Annotated in this window: 16 protein-coding genes; 6 read left to right on the forward strand and 10 right to left on the reverse strand. The window is 64.1% G+C overall.

The window, feature by feature from the left end:
• Position 1: 1 nt before the first annotated feature.
• The 3 genes from EV560_RS33915 to EV560_RS33925 all read right to left on the reverse strand — a co-directional run bounded on the left by EV560_RS33915 (position 2) and on the right by EV560_RS33925 (position 3,730).
• A complete protein-coding gene (locus EV560_RS33915) occupies positions 2-2,086 on the reverse strand; it encodes a phage terminase large subunit family protein (RefSeq protein WP_131860283.1) in 2,085 nt (694 codons plus the stop codon).
• Positions 1,974-2,642 (reverse strand): hypothetical protein, encoded by a 669-nt coding sequence (locus EV560_RS33920; protein WP_131860284.1) that lies wholly within the window; start codon positions 2,640-2,642, stop codon positions 1,974-1,976. Before EV560_RS33920 ends, EV560_RS33915 begins: the two co-directional genes overlap by 113 nt.
• A gap of 458 nt (positions 2,643-3,100) precedes the next feature.
• On the reverse strand, positions 3,101-3,730 hold the full coding sequence (locus EV560_RS33925) for a hypothetical protein (protein ID WP_131860285.1): 630 nt from the start codon (positions 3,728-3,730) through the stop codon (positions 3,101-3,103).
• A gap of 78 nt (positions 3,731-3,808) precedes the next feature.
• Here EV560_RS33925 and EV560_RS33930 point away from each other — a divergent pair, with 78 nt between their 5' ends.
• Positions 3,809-4,003 carry a hypothetical protein gene (locus tag EV560_RS33930; protein ID WP_131860286.1) on the forward strand — a complete coding sequence of 65 codons (195 nt, stop codon included), beginning with the start codon at positions 3,809-3,811 and terminating at the stop codon, positions 4,001-4,003.
• 331 nt (positions 4,004-4,334) lie between these two features.
• Here the strand turns inward: EV560_RS33930 and EV560_RS33935 are convergent, their stop codons facing one another.
• From EV560_RS33935 to EV560_RS33965, 7 genes are all read right to left on the reverse strand, one after another.
• Complete coding sequence (locus tag EV560_RS33935) at positions 4,335-4,709, reverse strand: HAD family hydrolase (RefSeq protein WP_131860287.1); 375 nt, start codon at positions 4,707-4,709, stop codon at positions 4,335-4,337.
• A gap of 13 nt (positions 4,710-4,722) precedes the next feature.
• Complete coding sequence (locus EV560_RS33940; protein ID WP_131860288.1) at positions 4,723-5,106, reverse strand: helix-turn-helix domain-containing protein; 384 nt, start codon at positions 5,104-5,106, stop codon at positions 4,723-4,725.
• On the reverse strand, positions 5,103-5,996 hold the full coding sequence (locus tag EV560_RS33945; protein ID WP_131860289.1) for a hypothetical protein: 894 nt from the start codon (positions 5,994-5,996) through the stop codon (positions 5,103-5,105). The genes EV560_RS33940 and EV560_RS33945 overlap by 4 nt, the downstream gene beginning before the upstream one ends.
• A 124-nt stretch (positions 5,997-6,120) precedes the next feature.
• Positions 6,121-6,357, reverse strand: coding sequence for a transcriptional coactivator p15/PC4 family protein (locus tag EV560_RS33950; RefSeq protein WP_131860290.1), 237 nt, complete (start codon positions 6,355-6,357; stop codon positions 6,121-6,123).
• A 139-nt stretch (positions 6,358-6,496) separates the two neighbouring features.
• Entirely contained in the window at positions 6,497-6,703 is a 207-nt protein-coding gene (locus tag EV560_RS33955; protein ID WP_131860291.1) for a helix-turn-helix transcriptional regulator, read from the reverse strand.
• A 132-nt stretch (positions 6,704-6,835) separates the two neighbouring features.
• Entirely contained in the window at positions 6,836-7,504 is a 669-nt protein-coding gene (locus EV560_RS33960) for a hypothetical protein (RefSeq protein ID WP_131860292.1), read from the reverse strand.
• A complete protein-coding gene (locus EV560_RS33965) occupies positions 7,501-8,844 on the reverse strand; it encodes a tyrosine-type recombinase/integrase (RefSeq protein ID WP_131860293.1) in 1,344 nt (447 codons plus the stop codon). Before EV560_RS33965 ends, EV560_RS33960 begins: the two co-directional genes overlap by 4 nt.
• Positions 8,845-9,768: 924 nt before the next feature.
• Between EV560_RS33965 and EV560_RS33970 the strand changes: the two genes are divergently transcribed.
• The 5 genes from EV560_RS33970 to EV560_RS33990 all read left to right on the forward strand — a co-directional run bounded on the left by EV560_RS33970 (position 9,769) and on the right by EV560_RS33990 (position 16,525).
• On the forward strand, positions 9,769-11,775 hold the full coding sequence (locus EV560_RS33970) for an acyltransferase family protein (RefSeq protein ID WP_248312342.1): 2,007 nt from the start codon (positions 9,769-9,771) through the stop codon (positions 11,773-11,775).
• 438 nt (positions 11,776-12,213) lie between these two features.
• On the forward strand, positions 12,214-13,119 hold the full coding sequence (locus tag EV560_RS33975; protein WP_131860295.1) for a S1C family serine protease: 906 nt from the start codon (positions 12,214-12,216) through the stop codon (positions 13,117-13,119).
• Between the two features lie 188 nt (positions 13,120-13,307).
• Positions 13,308-14,432 (forward strand): Gfo/Idh/MocA family protein, encoded by a 1,125-nt coding sequence (locus tag EV560_RS33980; RefSeq protein ID WP_465247066.1) that lies wholly within the window; start codon positions 13,308-13,310, stop codon positions 14,430-14,432.
• 35 nt (positions 14,433-14,467) lie between these two features.
• Complete coding sequence (locus tag EV560_RS33985) at positions 14,468-15,655, forward strand: dihydrodipicolinate synthase family protein (RefSeq protein WP_131860297.1); 1,188 nt, start codon at positions 14,468-14,470, stop codon at positions 15,653-15,655.
• A 3-nt stretch (positions 15,656-15,658) separates the two neighbouring features.
• Entirely contained in the window at positions 15,659-16,525 is an 867-nt protein-coding gene (locus tag EV560_RS33990) for a sugar phosphate isomerase/epimerase family protein (RefSeq protein WP_131860298.1), read from the forward strand.
• The last annotated feature ends 160 nt before the right edge of the window (positions 16,526-16,685 follow it).

The following is a 16,685-nucleotide window of genomic DNA, read 5'->3' on the forward strand; positions in this document are numbered from 1 at the left end:
CTCATCGTCCTCTCGATAGCCAGCCACGCTGGCGCTGCAGAAACGGCTTGGGCCGGGGCTGTTGGGCTGGCTTCGCCGCTGGCGCCGGAGGCGGCGCAGTTTGAGTTGGTGTCGTCGGCGCGTTCGCCGGCTTCTCGGCGGCCGTGGTGTATTCCAGCGCGTTCGTTATGCGCCGCGGCAGAGACCGGCGGACCGCAAGCGCGCCGACGAAGGTGTCAAGCGCCTCGTTTCTCTTGCCCTGGGGCAGCATCCACACGGTGACCGAGAGACCCATCCGCCGGCGGGTCTGCCGAACTTCGGAAGTCAGCTGCGCGAAATACTCCTCCCCGAATCCATCGCTGGCCGGGAAGTGAATGAAGCCGGGTTTCCGCCCGCCGTCCTCTGCCGGGGGAATTCGAAGCCGCGCATAGATCGTGTCCTTCGCGGCGTTCGTTCCAATGAACCAGAGCGGGTCGTTCGTCTTCGCGCGCGTCGCCCGTCCGCTCCAGAGCGGCTTGGTCGCGTTGCCCATACAGGCGAACACCCGTCTCCGGCGTCGCCGCCGGCAGAAGGCGTGAACCTGAGCACCGTGATGACCGCCCGTGTCGATGCCGAACGCCGCGACCCTGAGGATGCGGCCTGCGGTCGTCTTGAACGATCGCCCGAGCAGACCGTCGAGCTCCTTCCAGGCCGCCGGCTGGGCAGGATCCTGATGGATGATTTCGTACAGGAACGGCCAGGCTTCTTCATTCTCGCCCCAGCCGATGAGCTGAATCTCTAGCCGGTCCCCTTGCACGTCGCAGAAACCGGTGATGGTCCGGACTTCATCGGGCAGATCGTCGGGCCCGTATGGCTCGGCGCGATCGATGAAGCTTTCGCCATCGAGACTTTCTTGCCCCTCCGGCTTCCAGAGTTCGGCGAGGCCCGTGTTCGTGAATTTCTTCAGAAGCTCCGGATCGCCCTTCGCCTTGAGAAACTCTCGAACCAGCGTCGAGAGGTGATGGCGCGCCGAGTAGAGCTTCGAGATGTGAAAGCCGGCGTGGCCATCGTAACTCGATGGCGCGTTGCAGTGACGGCAGAGCGACCGCCCGTTATCGGACCAGAGTTCCGGGGTTTGCGTCTCCTCGCAGCAGTAGAACGAAGCCGTCTGCCGCCAGCCGAAGTCTGGCAAGTGCTCCAGCGCCGAGAGCGCATCCTGACGCTCTCGCTCACTCCAGAGCACACCGCAATCGGTGCAGGTGATCTGCGCGGTATTCGGCCGATGCTCCCGCACGACGGCGCCCTCCGGCGCGTCGATTGTCACGATACCCTCGGCGAGCACCTTCTCCCATTTCACACTGGCCCAGGTCAGAACCTGGCGCGTCGCGCAGTGCGGACAGGCGATGTAGCAGCGGCGTTGATCGCTAGCGGCATATTCCCGGCCGATGCGCGATTCGCCTTCGATCGTCGGCGAGCAGGCACGAACGAACCGAGCGAGGCCCAGTTCCTCATAGGTCGACGCACGTTCCTCGGCGAGCGTGAGCGGATCGCCTTCGTCACCGGCGCTCAGCGGATACTTGTCGATCTCGTCGCAAAGGATGATCCGCTTCGGACGAGATGCCAGGTCGTTGGGGGCGTTCGCTCCGACGAAGTCCAGCGGGCCGCCTGGATACTCCTTGTGGATGATCGTGTTTTCGTTTTCACGTGACTTCGCGGCGTGGATGATCTCCGCCACCTCCGGCATCTTCCGGATGTCGGGGGCAAAGCGCTCCTTCGAGAAATCAGCGGCCGCGCGCTGCGACGGCTGGACGAAAAGGATCGGCGACGGTTCCTGATGGATGTAGAAGTAGGCGACGTTCTTGAGGAACTCGCTTTTTAGCAGCTGCGTACCCGACATCACCGTGATGCGGACGGTGTCCTTTTCCGACAGCGACATCATCGGCCCGAAGGCGATGGGCTGCGACTTGGTCTTCCATTTGCCCGGCGAAGACGACAGGCTCACATAGCGGTAGCGATCAGCCCATTCGACGAGGTTGAGCCGCGGCGGCGGCTTCAGCGCGCCCCGGGCCTTCCTCAGCCTGAGCGAAAGATTGAACGCCCCCCTCGCGATCGGGGTCATGAAGTTCATCGAGAGCCTCGGTGATCTCCTCGAGCAGCGCGGCCTCGATCTCGGATCGTGTCCGATCGACGAGCTTCGCAGCCAGCTTGCCCGGAATGGCCAGCAGCCGCTCACGAACGACCGCGTATTCTTGCTCGACCTGGCGGGCGACGGTCTCGATATCGACCAGCCGGCCCTGCTCGCGCTCGAACGCCTGCATCTGGCGGCGGGCCAGCGCGAGCTCCTTCAGCCGTGCGGCGTCCGCATGGGTCAGGCCCTGCGTCATCGCCTGGCCTTCGGGCGTCGTGTCCAGCACCGACGATCGCGGCGGCTTCTCCGCGCGCGACGATCGTGAGCGGGCAGACTTTGCGCTTTCCGCTTTCAGTGCTTTCGGCGCCACCGAAGTAGCACCGCCGCGGTTGAACGTCGGGCGGTCGTCGAGCCTCTCGTTTGTCGCGGCGACGACGACGAGACCGTCGTCGGTGAGGACAAGCAGGCCGCGCGATTTCCACTTCGTGACGGCCTTGCGAGAGACGCCGCGCAGCCGAGCGAACTCAGCCTGCGTTACCTCCTCGGCAGCCGCCATCGCTTGTTACCCGCCTTGCGTTACCCTGTTTCGGGAAAATCAGCCGTCAGATGGGCCGCAGTCGCGCGTTACCCCCGCCCCATCCCCGCCAGGAAGGACCCGGGGATTTCAGGGGGCCCCATGCTATCCAGGGCCGAGCCGCGGAAGCCGTCCTTCGGGGAGATGATAGGTGTACGGCCTATCCAACGTGCCATCACCGCGACGTTCGATATCTCCATTTGCCATCATCCGCTCACAGATCGCCGACATCTGCTGCAAGGTGTGACCGTCAGCCGAACCAAATAACGCCACTGCGAGATCCGTTTCTGTGAAGCCTTCATGCCCGCCCTCCGCAAGGACCGCGAGTACTCTGTCAGCCAAAGCGACCATCTCACCCTCTTCTCGCCGTTAGGCGAGGGAGCCTAGGGTGCCTCCAACTGATCAGGCAAATCTGGCCATCGCGAGGAGAAGGTTCTACCTCATCGTCGCGTCGCCATCGCCCGCGCCATCCGCTGCGGGAACGATCGCCGCACCTCTTCCAGGACGACCCTACGGAAGTCCTCGACGAAGGGGACATCCTTCCGGATCTGAGCCGCTCGCCTGAGGGTGAACAGCAACTGCACGCGGCGTTTGTCAGTTGACGCTGCGCTCTTGCTCGTTCGCTTGGCGGCCCCGTTGGGCTTCCAGCCGACGCGCTGGAAGATTGCGTCGCCCTTGCGGAAGGTGTTCGGTGCGGTCGCCGGCCGCAGTCGGCGCGGCACGCCTTTCGCAGTCCGTTGCCCCTTGACCGCCGTGCTCGGGATGGCGAGCCGTCCACGCGCTGCCTTCGTGCCACCCTTGGCATGAAGGTTGAGGCTTGCCCGTCCGAGCCGATCGAACACGGCACCGGCCAGCTTCCCCTTGGTGGCCTTGTCGACGTTCAGCGCAGCACGAATGAAGTTCGGATTCCGGACCGTGATGGCGTGGGGCCAGGTTTGGTTGATGAGATGGTCTCGCGCCTTGAACAACGCGTCGTTCAGCGCTCCGGCTAGCGCGAACGGAACCTGATCGATCGCCCCACCGATGTCCCTGGCCTTGCGCTCGAATTCCCTCAGGTCGAGCTGCAGCACCGTTCACTCCTGGAAATGCGTGAATTGGTCAAGATGGGCGTCTACTCTACTCTCTCGATAGGGAATAGGAGGTCTTGAATGGTCGAAGACGAACGGGAGGCCTGGCTCAGGAGGCTAAAGGAGGCGCGCCGCGTGGCGATGGTTCACTACTTGGCCGATCGGCACGAAGAAGGGGACAAGATGCAGCGGTTCGCAGAAGAGCTGGAGCAATATGGCCGCTCCCGCGATTGGCCTATTCCCGAGGAAGAACACACGAGAAAGCCCGACCGTTAAGGCCGAGCTCTTGTCTTTGTCATTTTTCTTACGCCTGCCGCCACAGGGACAATTTCAGCCCACAGGGACATTTCAGGGACAATTGCCGGACAACACGGGGACAATCGGCGGACGAGCGCCTTCAAAAAGGGCTCGTCGCAGAGGGCCAGATGCCCGAGGCATCCATAGGGGCCGGGGGGTGCTTTCGCGGCGCCCTGAGGCGCCGGCCGCACGTTCTGCGACGATGCCGAACTGATGCCCGCAAATCGGGGGTTCGACAACCACCCAAATTGGCCTCGAAAATTCGTTTGTGAACACCCGTAGGGGTGTGCACAGAGGCAAAAAATCAGCGTCAGCGCCGAGCCTTTTGGGCTGCTACTCCAAGCTTGCGCCGGGCCTGCGCCTCGCCATCTTCGGTCACGAAGCCGACGCAGTCGCAAATCAGCGCGCCGTGGCTTTTGCCCGTCGAGCCGGCGAGCTCCCGCAGGACCGCCACCACCTTGTGCGGGAGGTAAACGCTGTAGTGGCGCGATCGAGAGCGAGCCAGTCGGATCGCATGACGTCGAGCAATTCGGCACACGCGAGAATGCGACAGACCAACCAGCTTGGCGATCTCGCGACTACTCAAGCCCTCACCAGCGAGCTTGGCGATCAGCTGAAGCCTCGATGATGACCCGCCAGCGGCGTCGTTGGGCGGGCCGGAAACGTTTCGAACGTGCTCGGACACTTCGCCGTCTCGATCAGTGCAAGACGGGCTTCGTCATGCCGAGGCGGCTCATGAGGTAGTCCTCGCCTTTGTTCAGGAGGTCCTCGAGCAACTCGTCGACGATGACGGCGGGGCTGACGCCCGCCTCAGCGGCCTTGGCCTCGACCTTCTTCGCAGTGCGGCGCGAGAGCTCGAAACCGAAATATCGCGACCCGCGGAGGGCGAGGGGAATCGCGTAGACCTTGGCGATCCGCCGGACGGTGCCGGGGCTGATCCCGATCTGCTCGGCGATCTCGCGCGTGCTCATACCCTCGGCGGCGAGGGCGGCGATCTGGCGACGGTGCCGGGTAGGAATCGGCCGGCCGGCAGTCGCCGCCGGCCGCGCGCGGGTACCGCGAGTCGTGGCTCGCTTCTTCATGAGGTTTCTCCTGCGGTGCTGGTGATCGGTTGATCGTCGGGGGCGCGGTCGCGCTGCTGGCGGGCTTCAGCCCGCGCCTCATCGGATAGATCTGAGCTTTGGGGAGCGCCTGGGCTGCCGCTCGACGATGCCGGGGCGGCAGAGCCGCCGGCGCCCTTCACTGTGCCGGGCGGGCAAGTCGCATTGTCATAGGACAGAGGGCGGCCCGAAAGGAGCTCTTGCGACGCTGACGCAAGTCTGTCCGTTGACGTATTAATTATATAGGTGGGTGGACACACTTGCGGCGCGGACACACTTGCGACATCTCCGCTTGTTGTTGCGGACACACCTGCGACAGACTTGTTGCGGCGCTCATAAGTTCGCCGAGATATTCCGAGTGCGAGCCATGGCTTCGTGGCGCTGAGAGATTTGGCCAGGTACTCCGCGCGAGGTGTCATCGTCCCAGCTCGCGCGCGGCGCTTTCGCTCCCGGTCGCGGACCTTGCGCTCCTCCCGCCGGCGAGATTCGCGTTCATGCCTATCTTCGTCGGTCGCATCGATCGTGCGGATCCCCAGCAGGTCACGCTCTTCCGCCGTCACGTCCAGCAAGCGACCCGCGGCGTCGCTACCCATGGCGACGGCCGTGCTCACCTTGGTCAACGCCCGTTCGAACAAGGGATCATCGCCGCCTAGTTGGCCGAAGCCGGCTTCATAGGCCGCCCTCGCCAGGGACACGCGGTCGAGCCCGTGCCAGGTCACGAAGTTGTTCCGGATGCGGTATTTCCCGGCCGGCGCCGAGGCGAGCGTTTGAGCGAGCACGAAGATAAATTTGCCGTGGTCGACTGGCCTGCCGCTAGAAACACGGTGTCGGGCGAGGTTGATGACCTCATTCCGCCGGCGGGTGGCCGCCACCCAAACGCGTCGCCTGTGTTGAGCGGGGCTCAAGACCGTGCCACCCGCCTGGCGCGGCCGAGCCATTGCGTCACGGCATCAAGGCCGGCGGATGCTGCTGCGGTCTGGGCGGCGGGCGGCGTCATCAGAGCTGACCGAGCTCCTGGGCCTTGGCGACGGCTTGCGTGAGCGCCTCGACGAGGCCGGGCAGCTTGTCGACCTTGAAGGCTAAGCCAGCCTTGGGCGACGGGCGCCAGGTGCCATCATCAGCTTCGAAGAACACGCGCACGCTGCAGATGTCGTGGCCGCTGAAATGCGCGAGCGAGACGCGGATCTGCTCAGTCCTGTTCTTCTCGATAGTTGCGATCAAATGCTCTGACATGCGCGATCTCCACGTGAAGCAGGCAACAGGAATCCGCCCGGCCCGGCGGTGAACCGGTCGTCAGAAAAATCCGGCATGTTCTTCTGGCTCAGGCAGGCGAGGGGGGCGGCGGCGAGTGGCGAGCGCCGGCATGAATGAGCTACGCGGCCTTCGGGTCGAGCGCCTCGCCGATGATCTTCTTCTCCCAGGCGAGCAGGTCGTCCTCGGCGAAGAACAGGCGGCCCTCACGGCTCACAGCCTTGGGAAAGCCTTCTCGCTTCATGTAGCGGTAAAGCGTGCGAAGCACGATGCCGTGGCGCTGGCACACTTGGCGGGAGCTGAGGTAGTTCCGACCGGCAAATTGCATAGTGACCTCCAAGTCATCGAACGATGACTTGAAATGTCACATTGATCACCGGCTGAGAGTTATGGGTTTATCGCCCTCGATTCAGAGATCGCTTTTCCCTAAGCAAAAAGTCGCTTTCGCTCGGGACGGTTATTACCAAACGCTGCGGCGGTGCTGCCTGACGAATTCGAATGCCTTGCCCTGCGAGGGTTCAAGGATGTCGCGGGCTGGCGCAGAGGCCGCGTCTATGAACCTCGCTATGGTCCCGCCTGGCGAGTTTGTTGGCGGGCGATGGAGCGCATCGGTCCAAAGCTTCATGAGGTAAGTCCAAAACTCGACGCGATACTCGGGTACAGGCGGGCGCGCGGCTGGCCGTCGAAACCATGCGGCGATCTCATCGCCCTGTGCTTCCGAGACCTCGGCGATCTCCTGCAACTGCGCCCGGAACCGGGCGGAACGGATTGCTGGCCGCGGCAAACCCTGATCAGCAGGATCGATATCGGGAAGCAGGTCCAGGAGCTGACGTGCTGCCACGGCGATCTTTTTGTCCTTCTCTCCTATTGCCCGCACAACCGACGAGGCGGACACGGCCGCCCGTGCCTGCGCTAGACGGCTTTCAATATGCGTCTTCACCACATCCAAAGTTGCTGGCCGGATGCTGTCGCGAAACTCCTCGATGAGGTCGGGATCAAACAAGCCGACGAGCTCAAACCCATCATCTCCCAGGTCGACATATTCGACACCATCGAGATTGCCGAGGATTGCGGCGACTTGAGCCCACTCATCGGCGGTGAACTGAAAACGACAATCGGAGCGGCTCACGCGTTCGCCCTCATCGGCACGACGACATCCGTCTCCGGCTTGCCGGCGACGATCCACGCCACATGCGCAGCCCATGCTTCAAGCGCGCGGCGCTTCGGCTCCCGGAGCTTCGCATGGTTGTAGCGGCGTTCGTCACCCTTCCGCATGTGGTTTAGGATCGCCTCGACGACATGCGGCGCAATTTCGAGCTCGTCGTTCATCAGTGTGTCGGCAGTTCGTCGCAGGTCGTGCAGCGTCCAGCCCACGATCTCGGCACCGGCAGGATCGTCGCCGCGTTCCTTCCGCAGGATCTTGAGCATCTCCTCGTCGAGCTTGGCTTTGGTCTTCGACCAGCCGCTGATCGCGGTCTCGCCGGTCGTGGTGAAGACCAGCTGGGCCTTGCTGTCGGGCTTAGGCAGCGCTGCGAGAAGCTCCCGCGCCGTCGGCGCCAACGGCACCTCATGCTCTTTACGGTTCTTCGCCCTCTCGCCGGGCAACGTCCACATCTGTCCGTCACGAGATAACTCTGTCCGGCGCAGGCCGCCCACTTCGTCACGGCGCTGGGCCGTCAAAAGCATGAGCTTAATCGACGTTCCGAAGAACTGGCCGATCTGATCACAAGCAAGCCAGAGCAGACGGATTTCATCATGAGAAAGCACCCGCTCGCGCGCGATCTCTTTCTGGGGCTTGGAGACACTGGCGGATGGGTCGATCGCCAGGCGGGTCGTGTTGTCCTTCAGCCAGCCGAAGCAGCCCTTCAACGCTGCAAGGGTACGATTCGCGGCGAAGGGCGCACCCCGGCGCCGAATGCCTTGGATGAAGTCGCGGACGTCGTCCGTCGTGATTGTCGAGATGAGGCGGCCTGCCCACTCCGCGGCCGCTCCTTTCGGGATGGTGACGAAGCTGAGGGGATTGTCTCTGTCTTCGGGCTTATCCGAGTCGGCGCGTAACCCAAGCATGCGAGCCGTCTCCCGCCATTGGCGCTGGTGGCTTTTCGCATATTCGTCGAGGTAGCGCCGCGCCTCGCCGGCAAATGTACCGGCGTCCGCCACATGCGCCTCCTTGATGGCGCGCTTGCGCCGCTTCTCGCCTAGCCCTGGATCTTCGCCGCGCTTGCGCAGGCGATCGAACTCCTGCGCCTTCTCCCGGGCCTCGGTGAGCGAGAATGCCGGGTAAGGGCCGATGGTAAGCTTCGCCGTCTTCCCATGCAGCCGATACCGGTAAGCCCAGCTCTTTTTTCCGCTCGGCGCCGGCTGAATCACGAGGTGAAGGCCGGCCGCGCCAGCGTCGGCTATCTCGAGGCGCTTCGCAGGGTCGGGTTTGGCCACCTTGACGGCCGCATCGGTGAGCCTCTTTGCCATAGCAATCCAGGGTGCACTTGAGGGTAACGGATCGTATCGTCAGCGGGCGTCATATGACTGACTGCGACACCCGCTGACTTAAACCATAACCGGCCGAAAATCCTAGAGAAATTGCGACACGGCTTGTCATCCTCCGACATGCCGTGCCATATGCGGCCACCTGTTTCGTAATGAGGGGGTCGGGGGTTCGAATCCCTCTTGCGGCACCATCCAGCCCATTGGCTGACGTCCACGGGTGTTCAGAAGCCAGCGATTTTGGCCTGATCTTCCCGTATTCTGTCCACTGGCGCTTGCTCCCGTTCGTTGACAGCCTTGCGATTTGTTGGACTCCGCGAAGGGGCCAATCCGAGGCAAACATGTGCCGCTCACCGACGCAGCCTATCGCGGAAAGGTGCAATTGCTCGGCAGGACCGCGCCACGATCTGAATACCGTGGGCTCCATCGAGTGCTTGCGGTCGCTGCCTCATGATCTGCCGAAGCAGTCCTTGGGCTTACGTCCGAAACGGCGCGACCTGAAGAAGATATAGGCGAACCAGAGGGCCCTAACAACGTGATCCTGATGGTCGTCACCGAGGTCCAGCCGTTCGAGATATAGCCGTGATGCCGATATCGCTACAGGAGGGCTTATCGTTCTCCGTCGTGTTCTCGACGCTGAAACGGATGGGAGCGATCCAACCGCCGATCTCCGGCCGCCCAAGACGCAATCTCTGTATATCGCAGGCTCCACTGCATTGCCTGTGATTGCTTGCCTGCTAAAGCGTTATCGAGCGCAGTGGGCACCGGTTCGCGTGAAGAAAATGCGCCAAAGCAAGGGGATAGAGAATTTTTGCGGTTCGGAGAAGCGCGGAAATGCTCTAGCATCGACCGATGAACCAAATAGTTTCCCCTGATCTGGCCGTTCGCTCCGATCGATACTTGGCGTTCGTGGACGGACTGCGGGCGATTTCGATCGTATCTGTGCTATTGTATCATTTGGATCGGGACTTTGTTCCGAACGGCTATATCGGCGTCGATGTCTTTTTCGTCATTTCGGGCTTTGTCGTCAGCTACGCGATCGCCGCGCGCAAGCCGCTAGGCTTTGCCAGCTTCCTTGCGGATTTCTACGCGCGGCGGATCCTGAGGATAGCGCCGGCGCTGATCGTCTGCTTGTTGCTGACCTCCCTGTTGTCCTTCCTGTTCATACCCGATGCCTGGCTGAGCAGCCAGCAATACAAAACGGCTCAAATGGCCTTCTGGGGGTTGAGCAATGTCCAGCTGGCGCAGGGCACCGACTATTTTTCTCCGGTAACGGAGTTCAATCCGTTCACCCATACTTGGTCATTGGGCGTGGAGGAGCAGTTCTACCTGCTGTTCCCGCTCTTGTTCTTTCCCTGGACACGATCTCGATCGGGGCGGCGATACGCAGTCCTGGCCGTCATGGTCGGCCTCATGCTGTCGCTGTCGCTCTGGCTCTACTTGCAGAACGTCGCCCCGCTGAAGGCCTTCTACATGATCTATGCGCGGTTCTGGCAACTCGCCGCCGGAGTCGCCTGCTTCCAGATTTCCGCAATGTTACGAGACCGGAACCTGGCGTTTCCGGGCGCCGCGCCGGCTCTGGCGGGGCTTGCCCTGCTTGTCGTGACGCTATGGCTGAGATTGCCGCCCGAGCATGCCTGGGCAATCAACGTTCTCGCCGTGATTGCCACCGTCGTGATCATTGCCTCGCTTCAGCAGCAGGGCAGCAGGGGCATCGCCACCGCGCTCCTTGAGGCGCGGCCGGCCCGGTTCGTCGGCAAGATCTCGTATTCGCTGTATCTCTGGCATTGGCCTGTCTTCGTCCTCGCCAGATGGACGGTCGGCCTGGTGACGCCGGTCCAACTGGCGGCTGCGACGCTGCTCGCCTTCCTGCTCGCCGTGGCCTCGTATTTTTTCGTCGAGCGTCCCGTCAGGCGCTCTTACCGGCTGCGGGCCATGCCGCGCTACGCCGTGGTGGCGCTCGGCCTCGCCTGTGTCGGGGCGAGCTTCGGAGCCTTCGACTACCTGCGCGATAACAGGTCCAGGCTCTCCCTCAGCACCGTCATGCAGAACCGCGAGCTCTGGCTGGCGGATTCGCCGCGGAACTCCTTCGCCGACCTGCCGAACTGCACCATCCAGGCGCTTCCGGCCGGAGCGATCATGACTTACCGGCGCAGCGGCTGCCCGGAGGGCCCGTCCTCCTCCGCACGGGTCTATTTTCTCGGCGATTCCCATGCGTTCTCATATATCCACCTGATGAAGCGGCTGACCCTCGTGACAGGGATCGAGACAGTGCTTGTCTCGACGGCGGGGTGCCCATTCCTGAGCCTGCATTGGCCCAGGGAAGGCGAGCCGGACTGCGTGGCGGCGATCCGCAATGCGAGTGCCGTTCTTCTCTCCCAGGCTCGCCCGGGCGACCTGATCTTCATGCCGTCGATGCGCATGCCGCGCCTCGATGATCAGTTTGCGCAATACTCCGATGAATCCGCGCTTAAATCCGTCTTTGGCCCGGCGAAAGCAGCCGAACGCGAAAAGGCGATCGAGCGCGCGATCGATCTGCTGCGGCCATTGGCCGAGAAAGGCGTCGGCTTGCTGTTCGAGGCACCGAAGCCCATTTTCCGGGCGCCAGCCTACCGGTGCAGCGATTGGTTCAATCGCAACAACCCGGCCTGCAAGGGCGGTTTGACGATCGAGCGGGACTTCGTCGAGCGGCTGCGCGGGCCCATTCTCGATGCATTCCACCAGATTTCCACGAAAGTTCCTGGTGTCTCCGTGTGGGATCCGTTGCCGACCCTCTGCCCCGGTCCGAGCTGCGGGGCGCTGCTCGACGGCAAGCCCCTCTTTTCCGACGGGGATCACATAAGCGGCTTTGCGAACACCGCCCTGACGCCGTCATTCGTCGCGGCGGTGACGACTATCCTGGACCGGCGGCGCTAGCTGTCCGCTCCGCCTTTGAGCCGGGCAGGCATGCTCGGTCAGCGACAACCTGGCCTTGGGACCGATGCTCTCGGCCGCTGGCCAGCGCGATCATGTGCCGGGCACGTCGCGGTGGAGTTCGGTCAGCGCTACCGAGAGGTCATGCTCGAACAGGCCGGGAGAGACATCGGCCTGATAGTCGTGCTCGACATAGAGCACGGCGCGCTTCGCGGCCTGAGCAGGACCAACTCTGCAATGACGGGAAGGGCGCCCCAACGGGCGCCCTTTCTCCATTTGACGGCCTATTGCGACGGCGCCGATCAACCGCTCGCAGGCCGATCTTCCCGGTAAGGTCTTGCGATGATCCGGCGGGCTTATACCTTTTAGGGAACGGACCGGCTGCTGCCGGCCGGCACGCCTGCGGATGCCCCTGACCCGCGCCATTTCGGGATGAACCACATGAATATCGGCTCGACCTTGCAGTCCATCGTGGGGGTCCGTTCCTCCATTCCCGATGACGCCTTCACCGCCGGCACGCTCGGCACCCGCAGAGAGGGCAGTGGCGTGGTCATTCGGGACAATGGGCTGGTCCTCACGATCGGCTATCTGATCACCGAGGCCGAAGAGGTCTGGCTGGCGCCCCAGGATGGCCGCGTGGTTCCGGCCCATGCGCTTGCCTATGACCAGGAGACCGGCTTCGGCCTGGTGCAGGCGCTTGACCGGCTCGACCTGCCTGCCGTGCCATTCGGGGATGCGGCCGGGGCCAGGATCGGCGACCCGGTCGTGATCGCCGACGGCATCGGCCAGACGGTGCGGGCGAACATCGTCGCCAAGCAGGAATTCGCCGGCTACTGGGAATATCTGCTGGAAGAAGCGATCTTCACCGCCCCCGCCCATCCGTCCTGGGGCGGCGCCGCCCTGATTGGATCGGACGGCAGGCTCCTGGGCATCGGCTCGCTGCATCTGCAGATGGGGCGGGGCGAAGAGGTCGCCGATATCAACATGATCGTTCCGATCGACCTGCTGCCGCCTATCCTCAACGATCTGCTCGCCCGCGGCCGGGTCGACAAGCCGCCCCGGCCCTGGCTCGGGGCGTTCTCGGCCGAGAACAATGGCAAGGTCGTGGTGATGAGCGTGGCCGAAGGCGGCCCGGCCGCGCAGGCGGGCCTGCGCCCGGGCGACATCATCCGGGACGTTCAGGACAGCGAGGTCGAGGGCCTGGCTGATTTCTATCGCAAGCTCTGGGCGACCGGGCCGGCCGGGGCGGAGGTCCCGATCAGGGTCGTCCGTGACGGCCGTGAGGCCTGGCTTCGCGTCCGCTCGGCCGATCGTGGCAGCTTCCTGAGAAAGCCGCATCTGCAGTAAAAGGCGGGGAGAACCGGGCGCGGTCTCGGCGTCGGCTCGTGCAACGGAAGCCGGCGCCAGAGCCGCTTGACAGGCTCGTCCCGCCTTTTTAAGTAACTAACCATTGAGTTATAAAAATCGCTGATGCGCCGGAATGTGCGCAGGTCTAGGGAGGATCGCTCGTGGCAGCTAAGACACTCGGCGTCGTCATGAATGGCGTGACCGGCCGCATGGGGATGAACCAGCATCTCATCCGCTCGGTGGTCGCGATCCGCGCCCAGGGCGGCGTGCCGCTCTCCGACGGCTCGCGCGTGCAGCTCGATCCGATCCTGATCGGCCGCAATGCCGACAAGGTCGAGGCCCTCGCCAAGGCCTATGGCATCGAGCGCTGGAGCACCGACCTCGACGCCGCGATCGCCGATCCGAAGAACGAGATCTTCTTCGACGCTGCCACCACCCAGATGCGGCCGACGCTGCTGCAGAAGGCGGTCTCGGCCGGCAAGCACATCTATTGCGAGAAGCCGATCGCGACCAATCTCGACGAGGCGCTCGGGATCTGTCGCTTCGCCAAGGAGAAGGGCGTCAAGACCGGCACGGTGCAGGACAAGCTCTTCCTGCCCGGCCTGATGAAGCTGCGCTCGCTGCGCGATTCCGGCTTCTTCGGCCGGATGCTCTCGGTGCGTGGCGAGTTCGGCTACTGGGTCTTCGAAGGCGATTGGCAGGCGGCGCAGCGCCCGTCCTGGAACTATCGCTCCGAGGATGGCGGCGGCATGATCCTCGATATGGTCTGCCACTGGCGCTATGTGCTCGACAACCTGTTCGGCGAGGTCGAGGCCGTGAGCTGCCTCGGCACGACCGACATTCCCGAGCGCGTCGACGAGAACGGCAAGCGCTACAAGGCGACGACGGACGATGCCGCCTATGCCACCTTCCAGCTTGCCGGCGGCGTGATCGCGCAGATCAACATGAGCTGGGTGACGCGCGTCTATCGCGACGACCTCGTCACCTTCCAGGTCGACGGCACGCTCGGCTCGGCCGTTGCCGGCCTGCATGATTGCGTGATCCAGCCGCGCAATGCGACGCCGCGTCCGGTCTGGAATCCAGACCAGCGCCAGAGCATCGATTTCCGCAAGACCTGGATGCAGATGCCGGACAATACGGTCTACGATAACGGCTTCAAGACGCAGTGGGAGATGTTCATCCGCCACGTCGTCGAGGGGACGCCCTATTCGCACACGCTGATCGAGGGCGCCAAGGGCGTGCAGCTCGTCGAATGCGCGCTGCAAAGCTGGAAGGAGCGTCGCTGGGTCGACGTGCCGAAGCTGACGCTCTGACGCTGCAAGCCGGCCAGGACAGGGATCGAAACGCCATGCATGACAAGCCCCGCCTCACCGCCACGGTCGCGCTGCCGAAGCCGGACCGCACCACTGAGCTCTACGCGCTCGGGGAGCCGATGCAGCAGCGCCCGCGCTCGGGCAAGCCGCTCAACCGGCTGGCACTGGCGGCGACACATATGGTCGCCGATCCCTTCGCCGATAACGATCCCTGGCTGAAGGCCGTGCCCGATTGGGAGCGCACGCTCGCCTATCGCGAATATCTCTGGGATCTCGGGCTCGGCGTCGCCGAGGCGATGGACACCGCCCAGCGCGGCATGGGGCTCGACTGGCCGCTGGCGCTCGAGCTGATCAAGCGCGCCACGGCGCTCGCCCGCACCAGGCCCGGCGCCGTCATCTTCTCCGGCGCCGGCACCGACCATCTCGACCCGGCCGAGGCACGCTCGCTCGATGATGTGATCAAGGCCTATGAGACGCAGTTCGAGGCGGTCGAGGCCGCTGGCGGGCGCATCATCTTCATGGCCTCGCGCGCGCTCGCCCGCATCGCCAAAAGCCCGGACGATTACGTCAAGGTCTATGATCGCATCCTGTCGCAGGCCAGGGAGCCGGTGATCATCCACTGGCTAGGCGACATGTTCGACCCGGCGCTCTCCGGCTATTGGGGCACGCGTGATCTCGACGCCGCGATGGATACCGCTGTCGGCGTCATCAACGCCAACGCGGCCAAGATCGACGGCGTCAAGGTCTCCCTGCTCGACAAGGACAAGGAGATCGCGATGCGGCGCCGGCTCGACAAGTCGGTGCTCATGTATACCGGCGACGACTTCAACTATGCCGAGCTGATCGCCGGCGACGAGCAGGGCTATTCGCATGCGCTGCTCGGCATCTTCGACGCGATCGCGCCGGCCGCGGCGACCGCGCTCGGCGCGCTGACCGATGGCGATCTCGACGGCTTCCACGCCGCCTTCGGCCCGACCGTGCCGCTCTCGCGCCACATCTTCCAGGCGCCGACGCGCTTCTACAAGACCGGCATCGTCTTCATCGCCTATCTCAACGGGCATCAGGATCATTTCACCATGGTCGGCGGCCAGGAGAGCGCGCGCTCGATGCTGCATCTCGCCGAACTGTTCCGGCTCGCCGACAAGGCCGGCCTGTTCCACGATCCGCACCAGGCCGCCGCCCGCATGGCGCGCGTCATGGCGACCTACGGCATCGGGGCCTGATCGATGCGGGACTTCTCGGGCGATCACGCCTGGCTCTCGCTGAACACCGCGACGGTCCGCAAGCAGGGCGACCTGCTCGCGATCACCGAGGCCTGCGCCCGACACGGCATCGGCGCGATCTCGCCCTGGCGCGACCAGGTCGCCGCCGTCGGGCTGGAGGCCGTGAAGACCGCGGTCAGGACACACGGCTTCAAGCTCTCCGGCTATTGCCGCGGCGGCATGTTCCCTGCCGATGCCTCGAAGCTCCAGGAGGCGCGTGACGACAACCGCCGCGCCGTCGACGAGGCGGCCGCGCTCGACGCCGCCTGCCTCGTCCTCGTCGTCGGCGGGTTGCAGCAGCATTCGCGCCCGGGCTCGGCCGTCTCGCACGACATCGCGCTTGCCCGCACCCAGGTCGAGGACGGCATTGGCGAGTTGCTGGACTATGCCAAAGCCGCCGGCATGCCGCTCGCCATCGAGCCGTTGCATCCGATGTACGCGGCCGATCGTTCCTGCGTGAACACGCTCGGCCAGGCGCTCGACATCTGCGACAGGCTCGACCCGGGCAAGACCGGCGCGCTCGGCGTCGCGCTCGACGTCTACCATGTCTGGTGGGACCCGGACCTCTATGCCGGCATCAGCCGCGCCGGTCTCGCCCGCCTGCTCGCCTTCCATGTCTGCGACTGGCTGGTGCCGACGCGCGATCTCCTGCTCGACCGCGGCATGATGGGCGACGGCGTCATCGAGATCCGCAGGATACGCCAGGCGGTCGAGGCCGAGGGCTTCGCCGGCTTCTCCGAGGTCGAGATCTTCTCGGAGCTGGACTGGTGGAAGCGGCCGATGGACGAGGTCCTGACGACCTGCATCGAGCGGCACAAATCGGCGGTATAAAGCCGTTTCCGCCCGCCTCCGTCATTGCGAGCGAAGCGAAGCAATCCAGGGGCGGCCGGGCGCCCAGCCCCCCTGGCGACTGTGTCTGACGTCAAGTCTTGGAGGGCGGTTTGTCTTGCCATGGCCTGTTCTGGCGGGCCATTGAGCTGAGGGCGACGAG

The sequence above is a fragment of the Allobosea sp. BK604 genome, assembly GCF_004341515.1.
In the GTDB taxonomy this organism is placed as follows: domain Bacteria; phylum Pseudomonadota; class Alphaproteobacteria; order Rhizobiales; family Beijerinckiaceae; genus Allobosea.